Genomic DNA, 18,584 nt, shown 5'->3' on the forward strand with positions numbered 1-18,584 from the left:
AATTGAATTTTATATAATTTTTCATTCGTTTTTGCCTCGTATAAATTTGTTAATTCAACCAAATAGTCAGAGGAAGTGATTACGCCATTTCGTAGTTGCGCTTCAGATTATTTTATGACGTATTCTCTTACTACAATAATTTCTACATCAGTACCGATAACTTCCTGTATTTTATTCACTTCATTTTCCATTTCGAGCAATTGAAGGTCGATATCTAGTAAAAAGGTTTCTTTTTCGGTAGTTATGATGGCTTCAGAGATTAGTAGAGCGTCCTCTTCTTTTTTGGATTTATTCCAGTCAAATACATTCCAGTGCGCTTTTACTCCGAGCAGGTAAAAAGTTTGGAAAGAATTGTCAAGCATATTCAGTCCTGGATTTCCGTAACCCGCCTGCGCAAAAGCATTTACCTTTAGTAAATTGTTTTTTGAAATCGATTTTTTTGAGATTTCGATTTGTTTGCTCTGTAAATCAAATAATTGCAGGTCAGGATGCTTGTTTTCAGTGTTTATCTCCCATTCAATCACCGGTTTTACTAAAGTTACATTTTTATTTATGGTCGACGTAATCAATGAAGAAAGACTTTCTAAGGCTCTTTTTCGATCGAATTTAATTTCTGTGAGCTGTTGTTTTATTTTGAGTTTTTCTGCCTGTAGCACTTTCTCTGATGTGGGAAGGATGGCGCCAAATTTTATTCCAGATTTTACTTCTTTAATTTTAGAATCTAATTGTTGTTGTTTCGCCAGTAAAATAGTATTTCGCTCATTTAGCAGGAAGATTGAGAAATACAATTGATTAATTCTGGACTTGAGTTGGTATAGGTCGACTTCGGTTTGTTGTTGCAGTGTTTTGGTTTGCGCTTATTCGATTTTAGCGTTAGCATCGGTGAGTCCCCCGTTATAGATTAGTTGGTTAACATCTAGGGTAGCACGGTATTGCTCTTTGTTGGGCCGATTTACGGTAATATTTGGTAAACTAATTAGCAAAGATGTTAGATCTGATTGATAGGTGGCTTGTAGATTTAAATCAATTTTAGGGAGTTTTGCTTTAGTAAGCGCTTCAATTTCCAAGACTGATTTTTACTGCAGTAAATCAGCTTGCCTGACAATAGTATAATTTTTATTGGAGAAAGCATAGCAATCTTCCAGATACAGTGTTTACTGACCAGTAGATAATAATGGCAAAAGAATAAGAAAGAGGACGTTTATTTGTCTCATTGTTTTATCGAGTTAATAATTTGTTCAGCAATACTAGTTTTTCGCTCTTCCATCATTTCGTTAACTTCCCAATCAGAAATTTGTACCAGTCCTTTTACTAAAATTTGCGCTGCAAAGGGGAAAACAGTTAGCGAGAAGATATCCATTAAAAGTTGTCTTGAATTCAAAAGCTTTATTATCCCAGCTTCTATTTCCTTTTCAATTTGACCGATTAGTACACTAGGATCAGGTCTGATTTCATAGTTTAAAACTTCATGACAAATTCAGGATTGTTGTTCATTTCCTGAATCACAAAGGGCGGCTGATATGGATTGTCAATTACGAATTAAATATAATTATGAGTGAACTTTGTTATTTTTTCAAAAACAGTATCACTTGAATTAAAAATGGCATTGATCTGCGGTGCTGGTTGACTGAAAGCATTCATGAATACTGCTTCAAAAAGAAGTTGTTTATTTTTAAAACAATAATGCAACATGGCCTTGTTTATGCCCGCTTCATCTGCAATTTCTTGCACACGTGCTCCTGCGAATTCCTTTTTTTATGAACACAGCTCAGGCCGCATTAAATATTTTTTCTTCCGTAGTCGTTGCGTATTAACTTTTTGGTTTAACCATTTGGTTAATAAAGGTAGAAATAAAAAGCAACCGGAGTTACTTTTTTACAAACCTGTTGAAAGCTAAACCGCCCATCAGGCTCCCCTATAAAGTAGAATTAAGCGGTTTGGGTGTGATGCTACAGGTTCCTGAGGTACAGCCTATATAGTGGTAGTAGGAGTATTCGGCTATCGCACCAACTATTATTCCTGTGCCAGTAATAATTACTGCTCTTTTTGTTATTTATGACTTTTATCTAAGATGACTTTAATGATGGCATTTTTGTCTAAGACACCCGATTCTCGCCACAATTGTTTTCCTTCTTGAAAAAGAATCATCGTGGGAACACCGCGCACCTGATACTGGGATGCTATTTGTTGGTTTTTATCGACATCAATTTTTATAATGGAAATTCCATCTCCCAGATTGTCTTTCACCTCTTTTAAAATGGGTCCAAGCACTTTGCAAGGTCCACACCAGGTAGCAAAAAAATCGATCAGTACTGGTTTCTCTGATTTTATGAGATTATCGAAACTATTGTTCATTTTTATTTTTTTTAAAGGTTGGTACTTCGCATCCATTTAGCGCACATCCGCTATTAAATAGCGCTTGGAATAGAAAAAAAGCAGCCATAAAACCAAATATTGGCTGTTGGTATTGTATCGCCTGCTGTATTAAAAAGAGTCCAATTATGAGCCGAATCCAGCGCATGGAATGCCAGTTTGTTAATAGTAATTGTTTCATTGTGTTATTTTTTTTATTTTATAACGATCATCATAAGAAACTATTTTTTGTAGTTCTTCTAATGGAATTTCTATAGTGCTAACAATTAAAACTTCCGTAAAATTGCCGTTCATGCTTACATTAAGTACGTCCTTAACTGCAGCAAATTTTTCAGTAACGGTATTCATGCAGCCACTACAAGTAATTCCTTCAAATTCATAAAGATTCACTTTAACAGCTCCGTTTTTTTTGAATTCGAAAAACAATTCTGAATTACTTCTCGGCGCAATAGAATTATCACTTTTTTCTAATTTAATAAAGTCAAATGCATTTTTAAAAAGCATTTCGTATTCTTCTTGGCTTCCGCCAAAAGGGGGACTTACCTCAAATGTTCTATTGAATAACAAACCAGAAAGCGTTCCGTCTTTTGCTAAAAGCTCCTGCATTTTCCAGATATATTTTTGACGCATTACCGGCGGTAAAGCGCAAGAAAAAAGTTTGTTCAATAATTAAATCATATTCCCCTTTATGACTAAAAAAATCACCCAGTAAGACTTGTATGCAGGTATTGTCAATGAATTTTTGCTCAATAATTTTTACTAACGTTGGGGCAATATCGATTACAGTAACGTTAGTAAATCCTTGTTCCAGAAGATAAGCGGCCTCATATGTATTCCCGCAACCTGGAATTAAAATAGCGATATCTTTATCTTTTAAGGTATCTATATAATTTTTAATTGGGGGAGATACTAGGCCTAAATCCCATCCAGTAGTTTTTGCTTTGTACTGTGCGTCCCAATAGTCTTGATCTAATGGTTTGTCACAGGATACAAGACAACATGATTCATCATTCATAATACTATACTTTATAATCTCTAATGTGTTTTTTATTTTCAGTACTCCTCTTTCGCTGTTTAAAGAAATTTACAATTCCTAAAATTAGAACAATCAATGCAATCAGATAAAAAAAACTTCTATTTCTATGCTATTTTCAATCGGCTTACAGTACTTAAACCAGCAACAAAAAAACACATTACAGCAGGAATAAAAGCTAAAACTGTAGTTTGATTTGCTAAAATAGTGCTCTGTAATGCGAGACTTTCTTTTACTATTAAGTCTTTGTTGACTGTTTCTTTGATAAGCTAAAGTTTCGTTCCACTTTTTTTTTGCGACTGCTATTAAGACCAAATATTGAATACATCGGGCAAAAGCTGATGACGCTTGTAATAAATAATACAAGAACGATACTACCTAAAATTAGTGTTGTAGTACCGCTTATGATATTAGCTAAATACAGTAATGCAATAATAGCTGCGACAGTTCCTCTAATAACTATGTCAATCCTTCTTAAATTTATTTTCATCCTATTTTATTTAAAATTAAAACTCTTAAATTAATTTAGTATTTTAAATTTACAGAATAACTAACTAATAATCATATTCTTTAACAGGTGATTTTGTTCTATTACTATCTTATAAAATCTTAGTTTGACATACAAAATCAGTTTTAGGCAATTCCGTTGTTGCGATCGCGTTAAATCCACCTTCAATTTCTTTGAAATTTCTGAAACCACGAGCCTGAAGTATCGAAGCAGCAATCATACTGCGGTATCCACCTGCACAATGTAGAAAAAACGGTTCTTTAGGATCGATATCTTTAATCCAATTATTGATACTGGCTAATGGTTTACTAAAGGCTTCTTCAACATGTTCTGCGCTATACTCGCTGTCTTTACGGATGTCGATAACTTTACTTTCGCCAATTTTTACTTCTTTAGAAAACTCCTCTGCCGTGATTCTGTTGATCGAATCGATTTCTTTTCCCGCTTTTTTCCAAACGTCAAAACCGCCGTCTAAATGACCAATTACATTGTCAAATCCCACACGACTTAAACGGGTTACCGACTCTTCTTCCCAACCAATTTCTGTTACGAGAATAAGAGGTTGTTTTACGTCACCAACTAAAGCGCCTACCCAGGGAGCAAAATCACCTTCAATTCCTATATTTATAGATTGAGGAATAAACCCTTTAGCAAATTCGCCATTTTTGCGCGTGTCTAATATTAAAGCTCCGGTTTCTTCGACAGCAGCTTCAAGGTCAGTTGCGTTTATTGCTTTCATTCCATTGTTTAAAACAGTCTCGAAGCTTTCATATCCTTTTTTGTTCATGGCCACGTTCATACCGAAATAAGCTGGGGGAGGCAATAAGCCATCCGTTACTTCTTTGATGAACTCTTCCTCGGTCATATCTGCTCTTAGAGCATAATTGGTTTCTTTTTGGTTACCAATAGTTGAAACTGTTTCTTTACTCATGTTTTTACCACAAGCACTACCCGCACCGTGAGCGGGATAAACAATGACATCATCCGGCAAGGTCATGATTTTGTCTCTTAAGGAGTGGAATAGTGTTGCAGCCAACTCATCCTGAGTCATGGAAGCTGCTTTTTGAGCTAAGTCTGGTCTTCCCACATCACCAATAAACAAAGTGTCTCCCGAGAAAATAGCAGTTTCTTTCCCATCTTTATCAATTAATAAGTAAGTGGTGCTTTCCATGGTGTGTCCAGGAGTGTGCAATGCTTTTATTTTGATGTCTCCAAGAGAAAATTCTTGATCTTCAGTTGCAATAACTGCTTCAAATTCGGGATTTGCATTTTTACCATATACAATTGGTGCTTCAGTCGCCTTACTTAAATCAAGGTGTCCTGAAACAAAATCAGCATGAAAATGGGTTTCAAAAATATATTTAAGTTTTACATTATCGCGTTCTAATCTATCCAGATATGGCTGCACTTCGCGAAGCGGGTCTATAATAGCCGCTTCTCCATTTGAAGTTATATAGTAAGCACCTTGTGCTAAACATCCTGTATATATTTGTTCTATTTGCATGGTTTTATTTTTTAAGATTCTTATACAAAGGTAATTATTGTATTCCTATTTCACAGTGACTAATGTTACATAACAGCTTTTTATTTATGTAAATCACTCATAACAAGATTATTAATGACAGGTACTAGGAGCTTTGATAATTATCTGGGTATAAATAGAATAAATAGATGACTTGTCATCTTTTCATTCCGGTCGGTTTTTATCGTTACCATAAAAAAGTGCTCTTGAGTCTATTAGAAAGGATTTTTTTTGGACAAATATTATAATCATTTGCGCTATTTTATTCCAATGCAATCATTGTAATATCATAGATTTAAGTATTTAAATTATTTAGCACTATTTTATCGAATAGAAACAGTAACTTCATGTGATAGTTAAATTTTCTGATTATTAATTTTGTGTTCGCAGTAGACATTGCGCAAACACTATAAAAGTCATATTCCAGTTTTTTTTATGATTTATGAAAAATAAGAGACTAAGAAACAAGACAGCAGCATTTTTTGTAGTACTGCTCCAGTTTTGTATTTGTTTGTAATGCGATAATGCACCAAGCCTAACATCCTAAAGAAATAAAAGTGAATGGTAGTGCTCTTGTAATTACAAAACATTAATCAATATATTGAGTGGCTTATTTAGCACCCTCTTTTATGTAAAGAAAAGTTCTATGACAATAATGTAGAGCCCCATTACTAATACAAACCAGCCAAAGGCAGGTTTTAATTTTGCTCCATCAATTTTTTTGGAAACTTGAGTTCCTATAAGCATTCCAGTGAGAGCCATTGTCGAAATGATAAACAACAAATGGAAGTTGAGTTCGATGCCTCCCAGTAAATCGCCTCCAAACCCAATTAATGAGTTGATAAATATGATGAATAATGAAGTTCCTACGGCTTGCTTCATGGGCAAATTAGCAAAAAATAATAAAGCAGGAATAATTAGAAATCCGCCGCCAGCACCTAAAAACCCTATTATCAACCCCACAAATAATCCAATTAAAGCAAGTATCAAAAAGTTAATTTCTTTTGTTTCTGTGATTTTTTTTGATTTTCGAATCATGGAAACGGAGGTTGCAATCATTAGAAAAGCAAACACAATCATGATCAATATATTCTTAGTGATGTAAAAATCATCAATTGAAAAGAGGATGTCCGGAAGTAGCGGCAGAATAATTTTTCGTATAAAAAGTAAGGATAAAATAGAGGGAACTGCAAAAACTAGTGCCGATTTAATTTTTAAGTTACCCAATTTATAGTGGCTAAATGAACCAATCATAGCCGTGAATCCTACGATGAATAGGGAGTAACTGGTCGCTTGTTCGGGGTTGATCTTAAAGAGATAGACCAAAATTGGTACAGCCAGTATTGATCCACCACCACCTATTAGACCCAAAGAAAGACCGATAATAATTGAAGCTAAATAACCAATATATTCCATCTATTATTTTTTCTTGCAAAGGTTGTTTGTATTTATTTCACAAACAGTAACAATTGTCACATAGGTTCTTTTTTAGGTTAAAAGTTCAATGTGATTGCGATGTAATTTCACTAATTCGCGCTGTTCCATTTTTTTTAATAATCGTGAAATAACTTCTCTGGAAGTATTTAATTCGGTCGCAATTTCTTGGTGTGATAATTTTAAATCTTTACTACCGGATGCATCCGCATGACGTTTTAAATAAAACTCTAAACGCTCGTCCATTGCTCTAAATGCAATATTGTCTACCACCTCGAGTAATTCCTCAAATCGGATTCGATATGTAAAAATTACAAATTCATACCAACTGTGGTGCTGTGTCATCCATTTTTCCATCAAGGAAAGCGGAACTATAATCAAATCTACGTCATCAACTGCCTTAGCCATTATCTGACTGGTCTGACTTTTTGTGGCACAGATCATAGAAACGGCGCAAGCTTGTCCTGGTTGCAAATAATACATTAGAAATTCCCCACCATTTTCACCTTCTCTAAAAACCTTGAGCTGACCTTTAGTAACCAGCATCGTATTATTGATGTACTGACCGGTTCGCATGATGACATCTCCAGCTCTATAGGATTGAATTGATGCATTTTTCTCAATATCCTGAATCAACTCGCTAGAAAAAGTAGGGAACGTTTTTTTTAAAGAATTTTGCATTTTGAGTGTTAGTTTAGATTAACTTTTTTTGCATTAATGTAAAAGTACGTTAATTATTGAATAAGTTTGGGGGAACAGATGTAGTAGTTGTTCTTATTATTTTTAATCTGATCTAGTATGAATAATTGACAATTTTCCTATCGATTTAGTAGACTTTTTCTAATGATTAATGGCAGATTGTACAATTAACTGATTATTAAATAGTAGCGAAAACGTTTTCATTGTTTTTTTATTTAATTCTAAAATCGTAAGTTTATTGCTATCAAAAAACATCGTAAATTTACAAAAAACAGCATTATGAATTTAACACAAGAAGATTGGGTTTCTCACCTTGAAGGAGATGCCAATGCAGTGATTCTGGACGTACGTACAGAGGATGAATACAATGAGGGAATAATTTCCAACGCCATAAATATTGATATTCACAAGGGTGCCATTTTTGTTTCTGAAATTGAGGCTTTAGATAAGAGTAAAAATTATTATGTCTACTGTCGCTCAGGAGCTAGAAGCGCCAAGGCCTGTGAAGTAATGAACGAATTAGGAATTGAAAATGCCTTTAATTTAACGGGAGGGATTTTAGCCTGGGACGGAGAAACCGTATCACCGTAATGCCTAAAAGCGATTACCATTTATTGCTATACTTTATTAATTATAATATCAAAAACAACCAATATGAACGCAATACCGGAAGAATTTCAGATTAAAACATTATTAAATCAGGACACTTATTTATTGAATGGGGAGTTGAAAAAATGGGAGGGTCAAACATCGGCAGTGTTCTCCACAATTTCATCAAAAGAAGAATATGAACCAACAATATTGGGGTCTATACCATTTATGGGTGAAAAAGAAGGCTTAGAAGCGGTTGAAGCTGCTGAAGTAGCTTATAATAAAGGCCAGGGTCTTTGGCCCACGATGAGAGTTAAAGAACGTATTAAATGTATGAGTAGTTTCGTTAAACAAATGGAAACAACTCGAGATGAGGTGGTCAAATACCTTATGTGGGAGATAGGGAAATCTTTACCGGATTCTCAGAAAGAATTTGATAGAACCGTTGAATACATCTATGATACGATTGAAGATTATAAAAAATTAGATCGTGATAACGCTAAATTTATAAAAAGTCAAGGAGTCAATGCGATGGTTCGTAGAGGTCCGTTAGGAGTGGTATTGTGTCTAGGACCTTATAACTACCCATTAAATGAGACTTTTGCTTTACTTATTCCCGCATTAATTATGGGAAATACGGTTGTGTTCAAACCCGCAAAACATGGAGTTTTATTAATTTCACCTTTATTGGAAGCTTTTAAGAATAGTTTTCCGGCTGGTGTTATCAATATTGTTTACGGTCGAGGTAGAGATGTGGCCGCACCTATTATGAAATCAGGAAAAGTAGCGGTTTTAGCTTTGATCGGAAACAGTACATCAGCTATTGCGTTACAAGACCAACATCCTAACAAAAACAGACTACGTTTAATTCTGGGATTAGAAGCCAAAAATCCTGCAATTATACTACCGGATGCTGATTTGGATTTGGCAATACAAGAATGCATATCAGGAACCTTATCTTTCAATGGACAGCGTTGTACTGCTTTGAAAATTTTATATGTACACGAATCTATAGCTGAAGAGTTTAACAAACGATTTGCTGCCAAAGTGGATGCGTTAGCTTTTGGTAACCCATGGGAAAAAGGAGTTTTACTTACACCATTACCGGAGAAGGAAAAACCGGCCTATATTCAAGAGTTAATTGATGATGCAATTAGTAAAGGTGCTAAAGTGATTAACGAAAAGGGGGGAGAGCACAGTCCTAATTATATTTTCCCCGCCGTTCTATATCCAATTAATAAAGAAATGAGAGTTTATGACGAGGAGCAATTTGGACCTGTAGTGCCTATCTTGACTTTTAAAGATATTCAAGAGCCTTTAAATGACATGGCAGAGTCAAACTATGGCCAACAAGTCAGTTTGTTTGGAAGAGACATCAATACTATTGCCCCACTTATTGATACTTTAGTGAATCTGGTATGTCGCGTCAATCTAAATAGTTCTTGCCAGAGAGGACCGGATATTTATCCATTTACCGGACGAAAAGATTCGGCAGTCGGAACATTAAGTATTCATGATGCCTTGCGTTCGTTCTCCATTAGAACGTTTGTTGCATCAAAAGATAATGAATATAACAATGAAATCTTACAAGCTTTATTGAACAGTGATAGGTCTAATTTCATTTCGACCGACTATATTTTGTAAGTAACCGTGATTAAATTAAAAACCGTCTGGTTGATTGCAACGAGACGGTTTTTTTATGGGAATAGGTACTCTCGCTGATAGATAACGAAATATAAAACAAAACAGTGTTATTTTTTTTGAATAAAATAAATTATAACACGTTGATTTTCAGAATTTATATTTAATTAGTGTAAATAACTTAGAAAACAATAGTATAAAATACACGAAAAATTTTTAAACACCCATTTTAATAGTGTTTTTTATGGATGCAATTTTCTCATGTAAAAACAATAAAACTGAAAAAGTGCAAGGAATGATTGCAATAGAAGAGGCTGATACTACTATTAGTGTGGTTATGCCTTACAAGATTAGTACGATCAAGCATAGTGTTGCCGACTACAACAAATGGAGGATAGAATACGATGCGTACGACTCTGTTAGATTGGCTTATGGTACCACACACTTTGTTATAAGTGGGATGGATAATACCAACAGCATCATTGTAATTGATAAAATAGAGGATGTGCAAAAGCAAAAGAATTTAGATGCTGTTCAGTCTTAAATAAGCCAGGAGGAAGGCTGGTGTAATAAATTCTCCCGAATTCTCTTTTTACAATGTGGTAGGTAATGATGATTCAATAATAAATCTGAAACACAGGCTGATGATTGCCCATCGTGTGAAATATTTTGATGCTTGGCTCAAAGTATACGATGCAGAAGAACTAGCTAAAAGAACGGAAACAGGACTAATAGACAATGCGATGGCGAGAAACATTGATGATCCAAACGTGGAGGCTTTAGTATTCACAATTTCTGATATTGATAAAACTAAAGCAATTGTCAATTCAGAAGAACAGAAAAAATTGATGATGGAAGCTGGAGTGGAAGGCGCTACAGAAATGTTTTATTATAAGTTAATAGATTAAAGTTTTCTATGTCTTTTATTAAGTTGTTATCTAACTTTGAATCAAAAAACAGGGATGGATGTTTTATTTACGGAAGGAACTTAAAATGCTTGTGTACTTTTCACGACTGATAGGTTTGACTAAATAATCTGACACTTCCTGTATACTCTTTGCTTGAATAAAATCATCTGGGTTATTTGACGACGTAACTACATAGATTATTATTTTTTTTTCAATTTTAGACTTTAGTTCAACATATTTTTTTAAAAATTGCCAACCATTCATCACCGGCATATTAATATCAAGAAATATAATATCCGGAAATTTATCTTGATTATCGACGTTAGAATATAAAAAATCTATCGCATCTTTTCCATCAGAAAAAATAAGTGTTTGATTAACAGATTCAAATGATTTAATAAATTTTTTAGCGATAAACTGAAAAATAGAATCATCATCTATAATTGCTATTATTAATTTGTTATCCATACTATAATTTTTAAAATATAATTTTAAATTTTGTTCCAACATCAACAGTACTTTCTACTGCTATCGTCCCACCCATTCCTTCAACTTGAGCTTTAGTGAGAAACAGCCCTACCCCTTTTGCATCAGGATGCTTATGGAACACTTTGTTAAACCCAAAGATATCCTTTCCATGTTCCTTTAAGTCAATTCCTAATCCATTGTCACTGACTGTAAGTACAATCTCATCATTAATGATATGCGTTTGAAAATGAATTTTGGGACTTCTTACAGGTGAACTATATTTTAAAGCATTGCTCAGAAGATTTTGAATTATACTTTCTAAATACATCGCTGAATATTCTATGCTTGGTGCCTTTGAAAAATCACTAGTAATTAGGCCCTCAGATCTAATAATTTCACCCTGAAAAGATGCGACTGCATTTAAAAAATAGGTCTTGAATACTAAGTTTTGTTTTTCTTTTTTTGAATCATTTTTAACAGAGATACCAGTTAACAAATCATTTAATGTAGTCGTTAAATTAGTAACTGTTATTTCAAATTTTTCTAATAATAGATCTTTAGTTGTGGCGTCTTCTTCCTCTTTGTAAATAGTTATAAGAGATTGTAAATTACTAACGGGAGCTCTAAAGTTGTGAGAGACCACGTAGGCAAACTCCTCTAACTGCTTGTTTTGTTTCACTAAGTTTTTTGTACGCGTTAAAATTCTTTTTTCAAGGCTATTGTTCATTAAAACAACTTTACTTTCAGCCTCTTTTCTTTCATCGTCAATTTTATTTAGACTCTCTTTAGTAAAGTAGGCTATAAATAGGGTAATTAAAATAAAGGAAGCTTGTAATAATACATTTGCAGAAGCTTCGTTTATTTCATCCGTTTTAGAAATTTCTATTCTAAAATAACCTAATGCTAAGACCGAGAATAATATTACAGGAAATAAAGACCGACTAATTTTATGTCCTATTTTAGAACCAATAAATATTGCAACAAAACCCAAATGAGGTTGAACCGCTGCAATCATTATAGAGAGTAGTGCAAGAATAAAACCATCATAAATCGAAAAGTTACTAAAGAAATAGAGGTCTTCTAAACTTGGGATGTTATCTGATAAACTTAAGATTGTAAGAAATGCAATTAGTGTAACTAAGTGCAAAGCAGCTTGTGCTGTTTGATTAAAAAATTTAGTTTTTGATAAGATGCCCAAAAATGATAAACCGATTACTATATAGCAGAACACACTTGCTAGGCAGGGTTTTATATTCGTATACCTTTCAATTATTAGATTATCGAAAATCGGATTAAGGTATATTGAATTGAGAATATCTGAGTCGAGATGCATCAGATAGAATAAATTGAGAAGACCGTTTATAATTAGTAGGATTGAGCAATATTTAATAAACCTCCTGTTTTTTTGGTTTATTAAAAAATGCAATGAAAAACAAGATAGTATTAAATTTATCGAAGAGTTTAATTGAATTGGTATGGACCATGGGTAAGGTAAAAATGAATAATAGTTTAATTTGAACATAAAGCCAATAAACATAAGTACTCCAATTGCCCCAATTGCTTTACTGAGAATTTCTAATCTTTTTTTATTTTGTAAATCCATTTGTAAATCCATTTGTTTATCTAATTTACAATAAAAGAAAACACTTGTTAAAACGCAAATATACTTTAAAATATTCACTTGGATGAATTTTAATTGCCAAGACACTAAATTTTAGGAGTTGTTTAGCGTGATCAAAGTCAGGTATAAATTAAAAGCCACTTATTATATCAAAAAAAGCACTAAAAATTTGTTCGTATAATCGCATATTTATCTACCCAATTGTTAATGTAAAGAGTACTTAAAATTAATAGAAAGTACACTTTCAAAATTTATAATAGTGCTTATTGTGTATGTTTTTTATTTTTTTTAAATTAGAATGTAGCTTGTTTAATAAAATGAATCTAAGACATCAATTTTACTTTGAAACACAAAGTCGAGTGAGATCATTTTGGTGAAAGTTTTGATCTATGTTTTTAAATGCGTGATGATGTAGGTAGAGCTATAAAAAAATTCCTATCAATAGAATAAAAGTTCGTAATGTAGATGCCCTGAATTAATAACCTTTTTACTGTAATTTCAAATTTGGATAGGGCATAGGTGAGAATCAACCCTGTAAAAAAAAATGATGATGGAAGCCGAAGTACAAAGTGTTCCAGAATTTTTTTGTATCAGGTAGTAGTAGTAGTAGTAGTAGTAGATTCATGCTAAAAATAACTGTAGAGCCGTTTTGTTTCAAAGGAATAGAATGCCCTTGTTATGGAGTAGAATTTATTTAATGTCAATTTTCTTTTGAAGAAATAGGGAATCGATATACCGCTTCGACTTTCAAAAAAGCACTATAATCTAATTCAGAATTTAATTTAGTTCTGTTGTTCCCAAATTTAAAAGGAGTAATTGATAAATCAATTTTATCAGTAATTGCATATACATCATAACTGTTTGTAGAATATCCAATTTTTAAACGCAAAAGGAGATTTTTTTCAAGTGAATTATTTTGGATGTAGGATGAAAACTCCAAAGAATTGTTTTCTGAATAAGTTTTTAGGGAGTTTTCGTTGTGAATTTTAAATGTTTCAGAATTTCCCTTGTAGTCAATTCCCAGTTTCGTTTTATTGGAAGCAGCAAAATTTATATCAAAAAGCCCCGGCAGTAAAGCACTAATTTCAAAACGAGAATCAGGGCTGATGTAATAGATGCCTAATAAGGGAGTAATGTAAAATCCAAAGGCTTCATTTCCAGTATATACTCCAAATTTATAATTGAAGTTTTTACGTTTTTTATAAGTCCAGACCGCAATTCCACCCATATAGATATCATTGGAGCTTAGGTTTTTATAATCAGAAGACAGAATTGGAAGTAAGACATAAATTCCAGTCCAATATTTAGAATGTTCAGTAGTGAAACCTAATTTAAGACGGGTGTAATACAATTTACTAAAATTAGCATCAGGGAATAATTGTAATTTTTTAGTATTAAAATCAAACCCAGTGATAAGAGCTGTTTTTTCATTTAAAACAATTGGTAAAAGTACTCTAGTATCAAAAATGGAAATAGAAGTACTTTCCTTACTATTTTGAAAAGAAGTGTCTCCTGTTTTAGAATAGCTTATGTTAATAAGATCTGCATATTCTTGCGAATGACTTATTAGTGGAGATATAAAAAAAAGTAAAAGAAGTAACTTGTTTATCATTACATAAAAGTAACCTTTTTTTATTTATATGAAAAAGTTTATTTTAAATGGATATATCTTTTTAGTTTTAAGTAACAGGATTCATATTAAGTAGTTATGGTATTAGAAATAGTTTGATAAGGTATGAAGCTTTGACCCGAATTCTGCTAGGAGATTTGGCTTCTGGAAATTATTTCGTTTGCCTATATTACATCAAAAAAATGGAGTTATACGTTTTATAAATAGGATACGGTAGCTACTAAGATAGCTTTCAAGTTACTTTAAAATTTATTTTTAAGTACAGTTGATGAAAAAGCAGTATCATTTTGTCATGCGTACAATTAATACACATTACGCTGAAGTTTAAGATCAATTTTTCTGGAGGAATGTCTTCCAATGTCAGTTCAGGACTAAAAGCAACTGCTGCTATTCCCACATTGAAAGAGTTGACCGATAAATACAGTAAGATAATTGAGGAAAAAGTGACCCCTTTTATTTTAGAGGCTATCCCGGGTATAACAATGACTACTTATGTATTATGTGGCGCAATAGTGGGGAAAGATCGCTCAAAAGGAGTGATAAATAAGAAGAACAAAGTTTTCAGTTACTAAAATAAGTTTGTTATTGTTGAAGCTATGATAGCAGCAAATCTTGTGGTTAATTTTTCGCGGTCGATTACGGTCATTGCCGAAAGAGCGATGGCTCAAATTCCGTTTTCTAATCAAGCAAATAGCTGGAGCGCATAGAGAATTAGATTAAATGACAGTATGAATATGTAAACGTTATTTTATTTTAATTCCCTAATTGCTTTATATTGAAATAATTGCTTAATTTAGTATAGTTATAAATGGTATTTTAAAATAGTAATTCAGCTGCAGCAACTTGATTGTCCTTTCCATTAATATTGGTTAACGTAGCTTGTAAAGACAAGGTATTATCAAGAAAAAAATTAAAATAACAAAAGAAAATGTTCACGAGAGACTTCATCGTGAGCCTTACTTTACCCATCCCAGATTAAAGTTTATTCCTAATATTGTGGTAAACCTGATTAGCTTCGTAGTTTCTTTTGTAGTGGTTGTGTGTTTGCTGTTCTTAATAGTTCGTTATTTGATTAATAAATTTTATCATTTAAATTAAGTACTAATTCCACTATAAAAAAGGAGCTCTAAAAAGTTCTCAATACACTGTGCCTTTATAGACTTATCTCTGGTGCATAAGAATCTCGATACGTGAGGTTCATTTGGCGGTTAACTTTATGTTTTTCAGTTTGTTAACTGTGTTTGGGGTTCAGGTATAGCGTGTCGGGCATAACAGATCTGTCATAACACCACCAAAAAACCTATAATTATAAGGCTTTGTTTACAATTAAATATTAATTTAGGAGAAACTAATTTTATATGTTGCGTAACTCTATTTTTATTTTATTGCTTTTGTTTTCGATTGTATCTTGCCAAAAAGACACTAAAGCAGTTGCTGCTAGTGCTAAAAACAATAAAAGCAAACGTAACATCCAAGCCCAAAAATACTCAGAACAGGGCGATTCATTTAATAGAGACAATAAAGGCGATAGTGCTTTCTATTATTATAACAAGTCTAACGAATTATTTGAAATTGAGGGGAACAGTCCTTACATGGCCTATAATCTACTTGGAATGGCACATATCCAGCAGACCTATGGAGATTATTATAGTAGTGAAGAAACCTTGACGGAGGCCTTACCTTATATAAATAATGATTTGCAATATCAAATGGCCGCAAATAATTTATTTGGCATTGCAGCAGAAGAATTGATGAATTACGATGACGCTATTGTCTACTTTACCACAATTTTAAAAACAGCAAACGATTCCATATCTAAAGCAACAGCGTACAATAACATTGCTACGGTTTATACGGAACAAAAAAAGTATGAAAAGGCTATTGCTCTTTTAAAGCCCATTTTAAAATCGGATGTTTTAGATACACTACAGAATAAAAAAGCCAGAATTATTGACAATCTGGGATTTGCTTATTATAAGGACAATCAAATACAAAAGGGATTAGCATTAATGAATCAGGGATTAGCAATCAGAACTAAAATTAATGATTCCTATGGTAGTATTACAAGCTATTTGCATTTGGCCGATTTTTATAAAAACAGAAACTATCAAAAATCGAAGGAGAATGCGTTACAGGCTTATAAAGCAGCCACAAAACATCAAAGTATTGATGAACGACTAGAGGCATTAGAATTCTTAATGTCTTACAATCCGGAAAGTGGAGTAAATGATTATGCTACTATGTTCATAAGTCTTAACGATAGTATTAAAACAGTACGCAATAATGCCAAAAATCAGTTTGCTAAAATTAAGTATGATTCCAGAATGGCTACTTTAGAAAATGTTAAATACAAAGGACAAAGAGCAGAAACTTTACTCCAACTAGAAACACAAAAAAGCCAGAAGTATCTCTTAGTATTTGGATTCCTTCTTTTACTGGCAACTATAGGGTATTTGATTAATTATTATAGAAATAGAAACCGCCAAGAACGCTTAGAAGCGAGTTACAATACCGAAACCCGAATTTCTAAAGAACTCCATGATGAACTCGCTAACGATGTTTTTTATACAATGACTTTTGCCGAAACTCAAGATTTACAAAATCCGGTAAAAAAGGAAACGCTGTTAGATAATCTTGATAAAATATATATTAGAACACGAAATTTCTCTAGAGAGAATAGTAGTATAGAAACGGGAGAAAGTTTTGAACAGAATTTAAAACAAATGCTAAGTAGCTATAAAAGAGACAGCACCGAAGTCATTATTAAAAACGGAAATCCAATAGATTGGTCAAAAGTTCAAACTGAGAAAAAGATAGCGCTACAAAGGGTATTGCAAGAACTTATGGTCAATATGAAAAAATACAGTCAAGCCAGTTTTGTGGTAATTGGGTTTGATTGCGATCAAAAAAATCTGAAAATTGACTATTCAGACAATGGGGTAGGCTTCTCGGAAAAGCTAATTTTAAAAAATGGTTTAAAAAATGCAGAAAACCGTATTCAGGCAGTCAACGGAATACTCACTTTTGACTCTCAAATTAATAAAGGTTTTAAAGCGAAAATTGTAGTTTCAAAATAGCAGAAAGTAGTTTTGTGATTTTTTTGATTGTAGATGTCATAGTTTTGATGCAACTCAAATTATCGTCGTTTAAAACCGTTGTTTCGCTTATAGTAACTTCGATGAAATAAAATAACAAAAGATTAAAAAGGAATACAAAACAAAATAGTTGTCTTTGGGATATATAAAAAAAGAGCAATTATGGGAGCTTTAGGATTAAGAGACAATCTGTTACAGTACATCAATCAAGCCGATGAACGTCTTTTGAAAGTGGTAAAAGCGGTAATGGAAAGTTACTGGGAAGAGGAAGTTGTGGCTTATTCAGTCGATGGAAAACCACTAACAAAAATTGCTTATAAAGAGGAATTGAAAGAAGCAATAGCCGAAATAGAAAGTGGTGAGTTTACTACTCAAGAAGATTTAGAAAAAGAATCAGAAAACTGGTAATGGATATATCAAAAGTAATTTGGACGAATAAATCGAAAGAGCAATTAAAAATAATTTACAACCACTACAAAGTAGTCTCGCCACAAGGAGCAAAAAATAGTAAAGATTCTATTTTAAAGGCAGGAAGAGAGTTGGTTTTTGCCGAACAATACCAACAAGATGAAATAGAACTAGAATTTAGGAGAATTATTGTCAGATATTACAAGTTGATTTACACTGTAGAAGAATATATAATTTGGATTTTACGGATTTTTGACTGTAGAAAAGATCCTAAAAGTCGAGTAACTGAGAAATAGAATTTACCGCTCAAAATTAGCATTTTACTTATGTATAAAAAAAAGAAATTTGCCTATTAAATTGCTTTATTTCACATATATTTTTTTGCCACAGATTCACAGATTTTAAAAAAAAAATAACTTTTTAATCTGTGAATCTGTGGCAATTATTTTACATATACTATTGGGATCTGCGCTTTGTGAAGTCTCCCGACTTCGTAAGAGTTTGCCGATCGGTTTGAATTCCAAAGGATTCTTTGAAAGAACAAAGGTTCAAGATTTTCCAATACTTGGAAAAGCATTTTACTTATGTATAAAAAAGGGAATTGCCTATTAAATTGCCTTAATTCACATACATTTTTATGACTATCCGCTTTG

At 32.8% G+C, this 18,584-nt stretch carries 22 protein-coding genes and 1 pseudogene; 8 read left to right on the plus strand and 15 right to left on the minus strand.

Annotated elements, in window-relative coordinates; all coding sequences use genetic code 11:
• Positions 1-107 precede the first annotated feature (107 nt).
• The 12 genes and pseudogenes from A3SG_RS21890 to A3SG_RS0113185 all read right to left on the minus strand — a co-directional run bounded on the left by A3SG_RS21890 (position 108) and on the right by A3SG_RS0113185 (position 7,551).
• Positions 108-788 carry a hypothetical protein gene (locus tag A3SG_RS21890; RefSeq protein ID WP_016990485.1) on the minus strand — a complete coding sequence of 227 codons (681 nt, stop codon included), beginning with the start codon at positions 786-788 and terminating at the stop codon, positions 108-110.
• Positions 789-857: 69 nt separating this feature from the next.
• Positions 858-1,067, minus strand: a complete 210-nt coding sequence (locus tag A3SG_RS21895) for a hypothetical protein (RefSeq protein ID WP_016990486.1) — start codon at positions 1,065-1,067, stop codon at positions 858-860.
• A 143-nt stretch (positions 1,068-1,210) separates the two neighbouring features.
• Positions 1,211-1,381, minus strand: coding sequence for a hypothetical protein (locus A3SG_RS22405; protein WP_232226375.1), 171 nt, complete (start codon positions 1,379-1,381; stop codon positions 1,211-1,213).
• A gap of 158 nt (positions 1,382-1,539) precedes the next feature.
• Positions 1,540-1,731, minus strand: coding sequence for a TetR/AcrR family transcriptional regulator (locus A3SG_RS22410; RefSeq protein ID WP_029596807.1), 192 nt, complete (start codon positions 1,729-1,731; stop codon positions 1,540-1,542).
• A 318-nt stretch (positions 1,732-2,049) separates the two neighbouring features.
• The gene (trxA, locus tag A3SG_RS0113155) at positions 2,050-2,355 is read right to left on the minus strand and encodes a thioredoxin (RefSeq protein ID WP_016990487.1); all 306 of its coding nucleotides are present in this window, start codon (positions 2,353-2,355) and stop codon (positions 2,050-2,052) included.
• Positions 2,345-2,554, minus strand: coding sequence for a hypothetical protein (locus A3SG_RS0113160; protein ID WP_016990488.1), 210 nt, complete (start codon positions 2,552-2,554; stop codon positions 2,345-2,347). Before A3SG_RS0113160 ends, trxA begins: the two co-directional genes overlap by 11 nt.
• Positions 2,551-2,877: a heavy-metal-associated domain-containing protein gene (locus A3SG_RS22985; RefSeq protein ID WP_316945248.1), complete on the minus strand. Its 327-nt coding sequence runs from the start codon at positions 2,875-2,877 to the stop codon at positions 2,551-2,553. Before A3SG_RS22985 ends, A3SG_RS0113160 begins: the two co-directional genes overlap by 4 nt.
• Positions 2,878-2,880: 3 nt before the next feature.
• Positions 2,881-3,388, minus strand: a pseudogene (locus A3SG_RS22420) (methyltransferase domain-containing protein); the annotation flags it as partial.
• A gap of 256 nt (positions 3,389-3,644) precedes the next feature.
• Positions 3,645-3,896 (minus strand): DUF2892 domain-containing protein, encoded by a 252-nt coding sequence (locus A3SG_RS21305; protein ID WP_083832460.1) that lies wholly within the window; start codon positions 3,894-3,896, stop codon positions 3,645-3,647.
• 109 nt (positions 3,897-4,005) lie between these two features.
• Positions 4,006-5,418: an MBL fold metallo-hydrolase gene (locus A3SG_RS0113175; protein ID WP_016990491.1), complete on the minus strand. Its 1,413-nt coding sequence runs from the start codon at positions 5,416-5,418 to the stop codon at positions 4,006-4,008.
• A 645-nt stretch (positions 5,419-6,063) separates the two neighbouring features.
• Positions 6,064-6,852, minus strand: coding sequence for a sulfite exporter TauE/SafE family protein (locus A3SG_RS0113180; RefSeq protein WP_016990492.1), 789 nt, complete (start codon positions 6,850-6,852; stop codon positions 6,064-6,066).
• A 72-nt stretch (positions 6,853-6,924) separates the two neighbouring features.
• Entirely contained in the window at positions 6,925-7,551 is a 627-nt protein-coding gene (locus A3SG_RS0113185) for a Crp/Fnr family transcriptional regulator (RefSeq protein WP_016990493.1), read from the minus strand.
• 297 nt (positions 7,552-7,848) lie between these two features.
• On the opposite strand from A3SG_RS0113185, the gene A3SG_RS0113190 reads away from it, so the two are divergent.
• The 4 genes from A3SG_RS0113190 (at position 7,849) to A3SG_RS0113205 (ending at position 10,709) form a co-directional block, all read left to right on the plus strand.
• Positions 7,849-8,160, plus strand: coding sequence for a rhodanese-like domain-containing protein (locus tag A3SG_RS0113190; protein WP_016990494.1), 312 nt, complete (start codon positions 7,849-7,851; stop codon positions 8,158-8,160).
• A 63-nt stretch (positions 8,161-8,223) separates the two neighbouring features.
• The gene (locus tag A3SG_RS0113195; RefSeq protein WP_016990495.1) at positions 8,224-9,804 is read left to right on the plus strand and encodes an NADP-dependent glyceraldehyde-3-phosphate dehydrogenase; all 1,581 of its coding nucleotides are present in this window, start codon (positions 8,224-8,226) and stop codon (positions 9,802-9,804) included.
• Between the two features lie 241 nt (positions 9,805-10,045).
• The gene (locus A3SG_RS0113200) at positions 10,046-10,345 is read left to right on the plus strand and encodes a hypothetical protein (RefSeq protein WP_016990496.1); all 300 of its coding nucleotides are present in this window, start codon (positions 10,046-10,048) and stop codon (positions 10,343-10,345) included.
• Between the two features lie 100 nt (positions 10,346-10,445).
• Positions 10,446-10,709, plus strand: coding sequence for a hypothetical protein (locus A3SG_RS0113205; RefSeq protein WP_157485468.1), 264 nt, complete (start codon positions 10,446-10,448; stop codon positions 10,707-10,709).
• Positions 10,710-10,772: 63 nt separating this feature from the next.
• On the opposite strand, the gene A3SG_RS0113210 is transcribed toward A3SG_RS0113205, so the two are convergent.
• The 3 genes from A3SG_RS0113210 to A3SG_RS0113220 all read right to left on the minus strand — a co-directional run bounded on the left by A3SG_RS0113210 (position 10,773) and on the right by A3SG_RS0113220 (position 14,410).
• Positions 10,773-11,177: a response regulator gene (locus A3SG_RS0113210; RefSeq protein WP_029596808.1), complete on the minus strand. Its 405-nt coding sequence runs from the start codon at positions 11,175-11,177 to the stop codon at positions 10,773-10,775.
• Between the two features lie 10 nt (positions 11,178-11,187).
• The gene (locus tag A3SG_RS20870; RefSeq protein ID WP_016990499.1) at positions 11,188-12,792 is read right to left on the minus strand and encodes a sensor histidine kinase; all 1,605 of its coding nucleotides are present in this window, start codon (positions 12,790-12,792) and stop codon (positions 11,188-11,190) included.
• A gap of 706 nt (positions 12,793-13,498) precedes the next feature.
• A complete protein-coding gene (locus tag A3SG_RS0113220) occupies positions 13,499-14,410 on the minus strand; it encodes a DUF6268 family outer membrane beta-barrel protein (protein WP_016990500.1) in 912 nt (303 codons plus the stop codon).
• 305 nt (positions 14,411-14,715) lie between these two features.
• Between A3SG_RS0113220 and A3SG_RS0113225 the strand changes: the two genes are divergently transcribed.
• From A3SG_RS0113225 to A3SG_RS19890, 4 genes are all read left to right on the plus strand, one after another.
• The gene (locus A3SG_RS0113225) at positions 14,716-15,000 is read left to right on the plus strand and encodes a hypothetical protein (RefSeq protein ID WP_157485472.1); all 285 of its coding nucleotides are present in this window, start codon (positions 14,716-14,718) and stop codon (positions 14,998-15,000) included.
• An 819-nt stretch (positions 15,001-15,819) separates the two neighbouring features.
• Positions 15,820-17,505: a tetratricopeptide repeat-containing sensor histidine kinase gene (locus tag A3SG_RS0113235; RefSeq protein WP_232226376.1), complete on the plus strand. Its 1,686-nt coding sequence runs from the start codon at positions 15,820-15,822 to the stop codon at positions 17,503-17,505.
• Between the two features lie 180 nt (positions 17,506-17,685).
• Positions 17,686-17,931 carry a hypothetical protein gene (locus A3SG_RS0113240; RefSeq protein ID WP_016990504.1) on the plus strand — a complete coding sequence of 82 codons (246 nt, stop codon included), beginning with the start codon at positions 17,686-17,688 and terminating at the stop codon, positions 17,929-17,931.
• Positions 17,931-18,227: a type II toxin-antitoxin system RelE/ParE family toxin gene (locus A3SG_RS19890; protein ID WP_016990505.1), complete on the plus strand. Its 297-nt coding sequence runs from the start codon at positions 17,931-17,933 to the stop codon at positions 18,225-18,227. Before A3SG_RS0113240 ends, A3SG_RS19890 begins: the two co-directional genes overlap by 1 nt.
• Positions 18,228-18,584 lie beyond the last annotated feature (357 nt).

Source organism: Flavobacterium sp. ACAM 123, from assembly GCF_000264055.1.
GTDB lineage: Bacteria > Bacteroidota > Bacteroidia > Flavobacteriales > Flavobacteriaceae > Flavobacterium.

Excerpts from the sequence above, each read along its gene's own strand:
- trxA (WP_016990487.1), bottom strand. The coding sequence starts at position 2,355 with ATGAACAATAGTTTCGATAATCTCATAAAATCAGAGAAACCAGTACTG.
- A3SG_RS0113160 (WP_016990488.1), bottom strand. The coding sequence starts at position 2,554 with ATGAAACAATTACTATTAACAAACTGGCATTCCATGCGCTGGATTCGG.
- A3SG_RS22985 (WP_316945248.1), bottom strand. The coding sequence starts at position 2,877 with ATGCTTTTTAAAAATGCATTTGACTTTATTAAATTAGAAAAAAGTGAT.
- A3SG_RS21305 (WP_083832460.1), bottom strand. The coding sequence starts at position 3,896 with ATGAAAATAAATTTAAGAAGGATTGACATAGTTATTAGAGGAACTGTC.
- A3SG_RS0113175 (WP_016990491.1), bottom strand. The coding sequence starts at position 5,418 with ATGCAAATAGAACAAATATATACAGGATGTTTAGCACAAGGTGCTTAC.
- A3SG_RS0113180 (WP_016990492.1), bottom strand. The coding sequence starts at position 6,852 with ATGGAATATATTGGTTATTTAGCTTCAATTATTATCGGTCTTTCTTTG.
- A3SG_RS0113185 (WP_016990493.1), bottom strand. The coding sequence starts at position 7,551 with ATGCAAAATTCTTTAAAAAAAACGTTCCCTACTTTTTCTAGCGAGTTG.
- A3SG_RS0113190 (WP_016990494.1), top strand. The coding sequence starts at position 7,849 with ATGAATTTAACACAAGAAGATTGGGTTTCTCACCTTGAAGGAGATGCC.
- A3SG_RS0113195 (WP_016990495.1), top strand. The coding sequence starts at position 8,224 with ATGAACGCAATACCGGAAGAATTTCAGATTAAAACATTATTAAATCAG.
- A3SG_RS0113200 (WP_016990496.1), top strand. The coding sequence starts at position 10,046 with ATGGATGCAATTTTCTCATGTAAAAACAATAAAACTGAAAAAGTGCAA.
- A3SG_RS0113205 (WP_157485468.1), top strand. The coding sequence starts at position 10,446 with ATGATTGCCCATCGTGTGAAATATTTTGATGCTTGGCTCAAAGTATAC.
- A3SG_RS0113210 (WP_029596808.1), bottom strand. The coding sequence starts at position 11,177 with ATGGATAACAAATTAATAATAGCAATTATAGATGATGATTCTATTTTT.
- A3SG_RS20870 (WP_016990499.1), bottom strand. The coding sequence starts at position 12,792 with ATGGATTTACAAATGGATTTACAAAATAAAAAAAGATTAGAAATTCTC.
- A3SG_RS0113220 (WP_016990500.1), bottom strand. The coding sequence starts at position 14,410 with ATGATAAACAAGTTACTTCTTTTACTTTTTTTTATATCTCCACTAATA.
- A3SG_RS0113240 (WP_016990504.1), top strand. The coding sequence starts at position 17,686 with ATGGGAGCTTTAGGATTAAGAGACAATCTGTTACAGTACATCAATCAA.
- A3SG_RS19890 (WP_016990505.1), top strand. The coding sequence starts at position 17,931 with ATGGATATATCAAAAGTAATTTGGACGAATAAATCGAAAGAGCAATTA.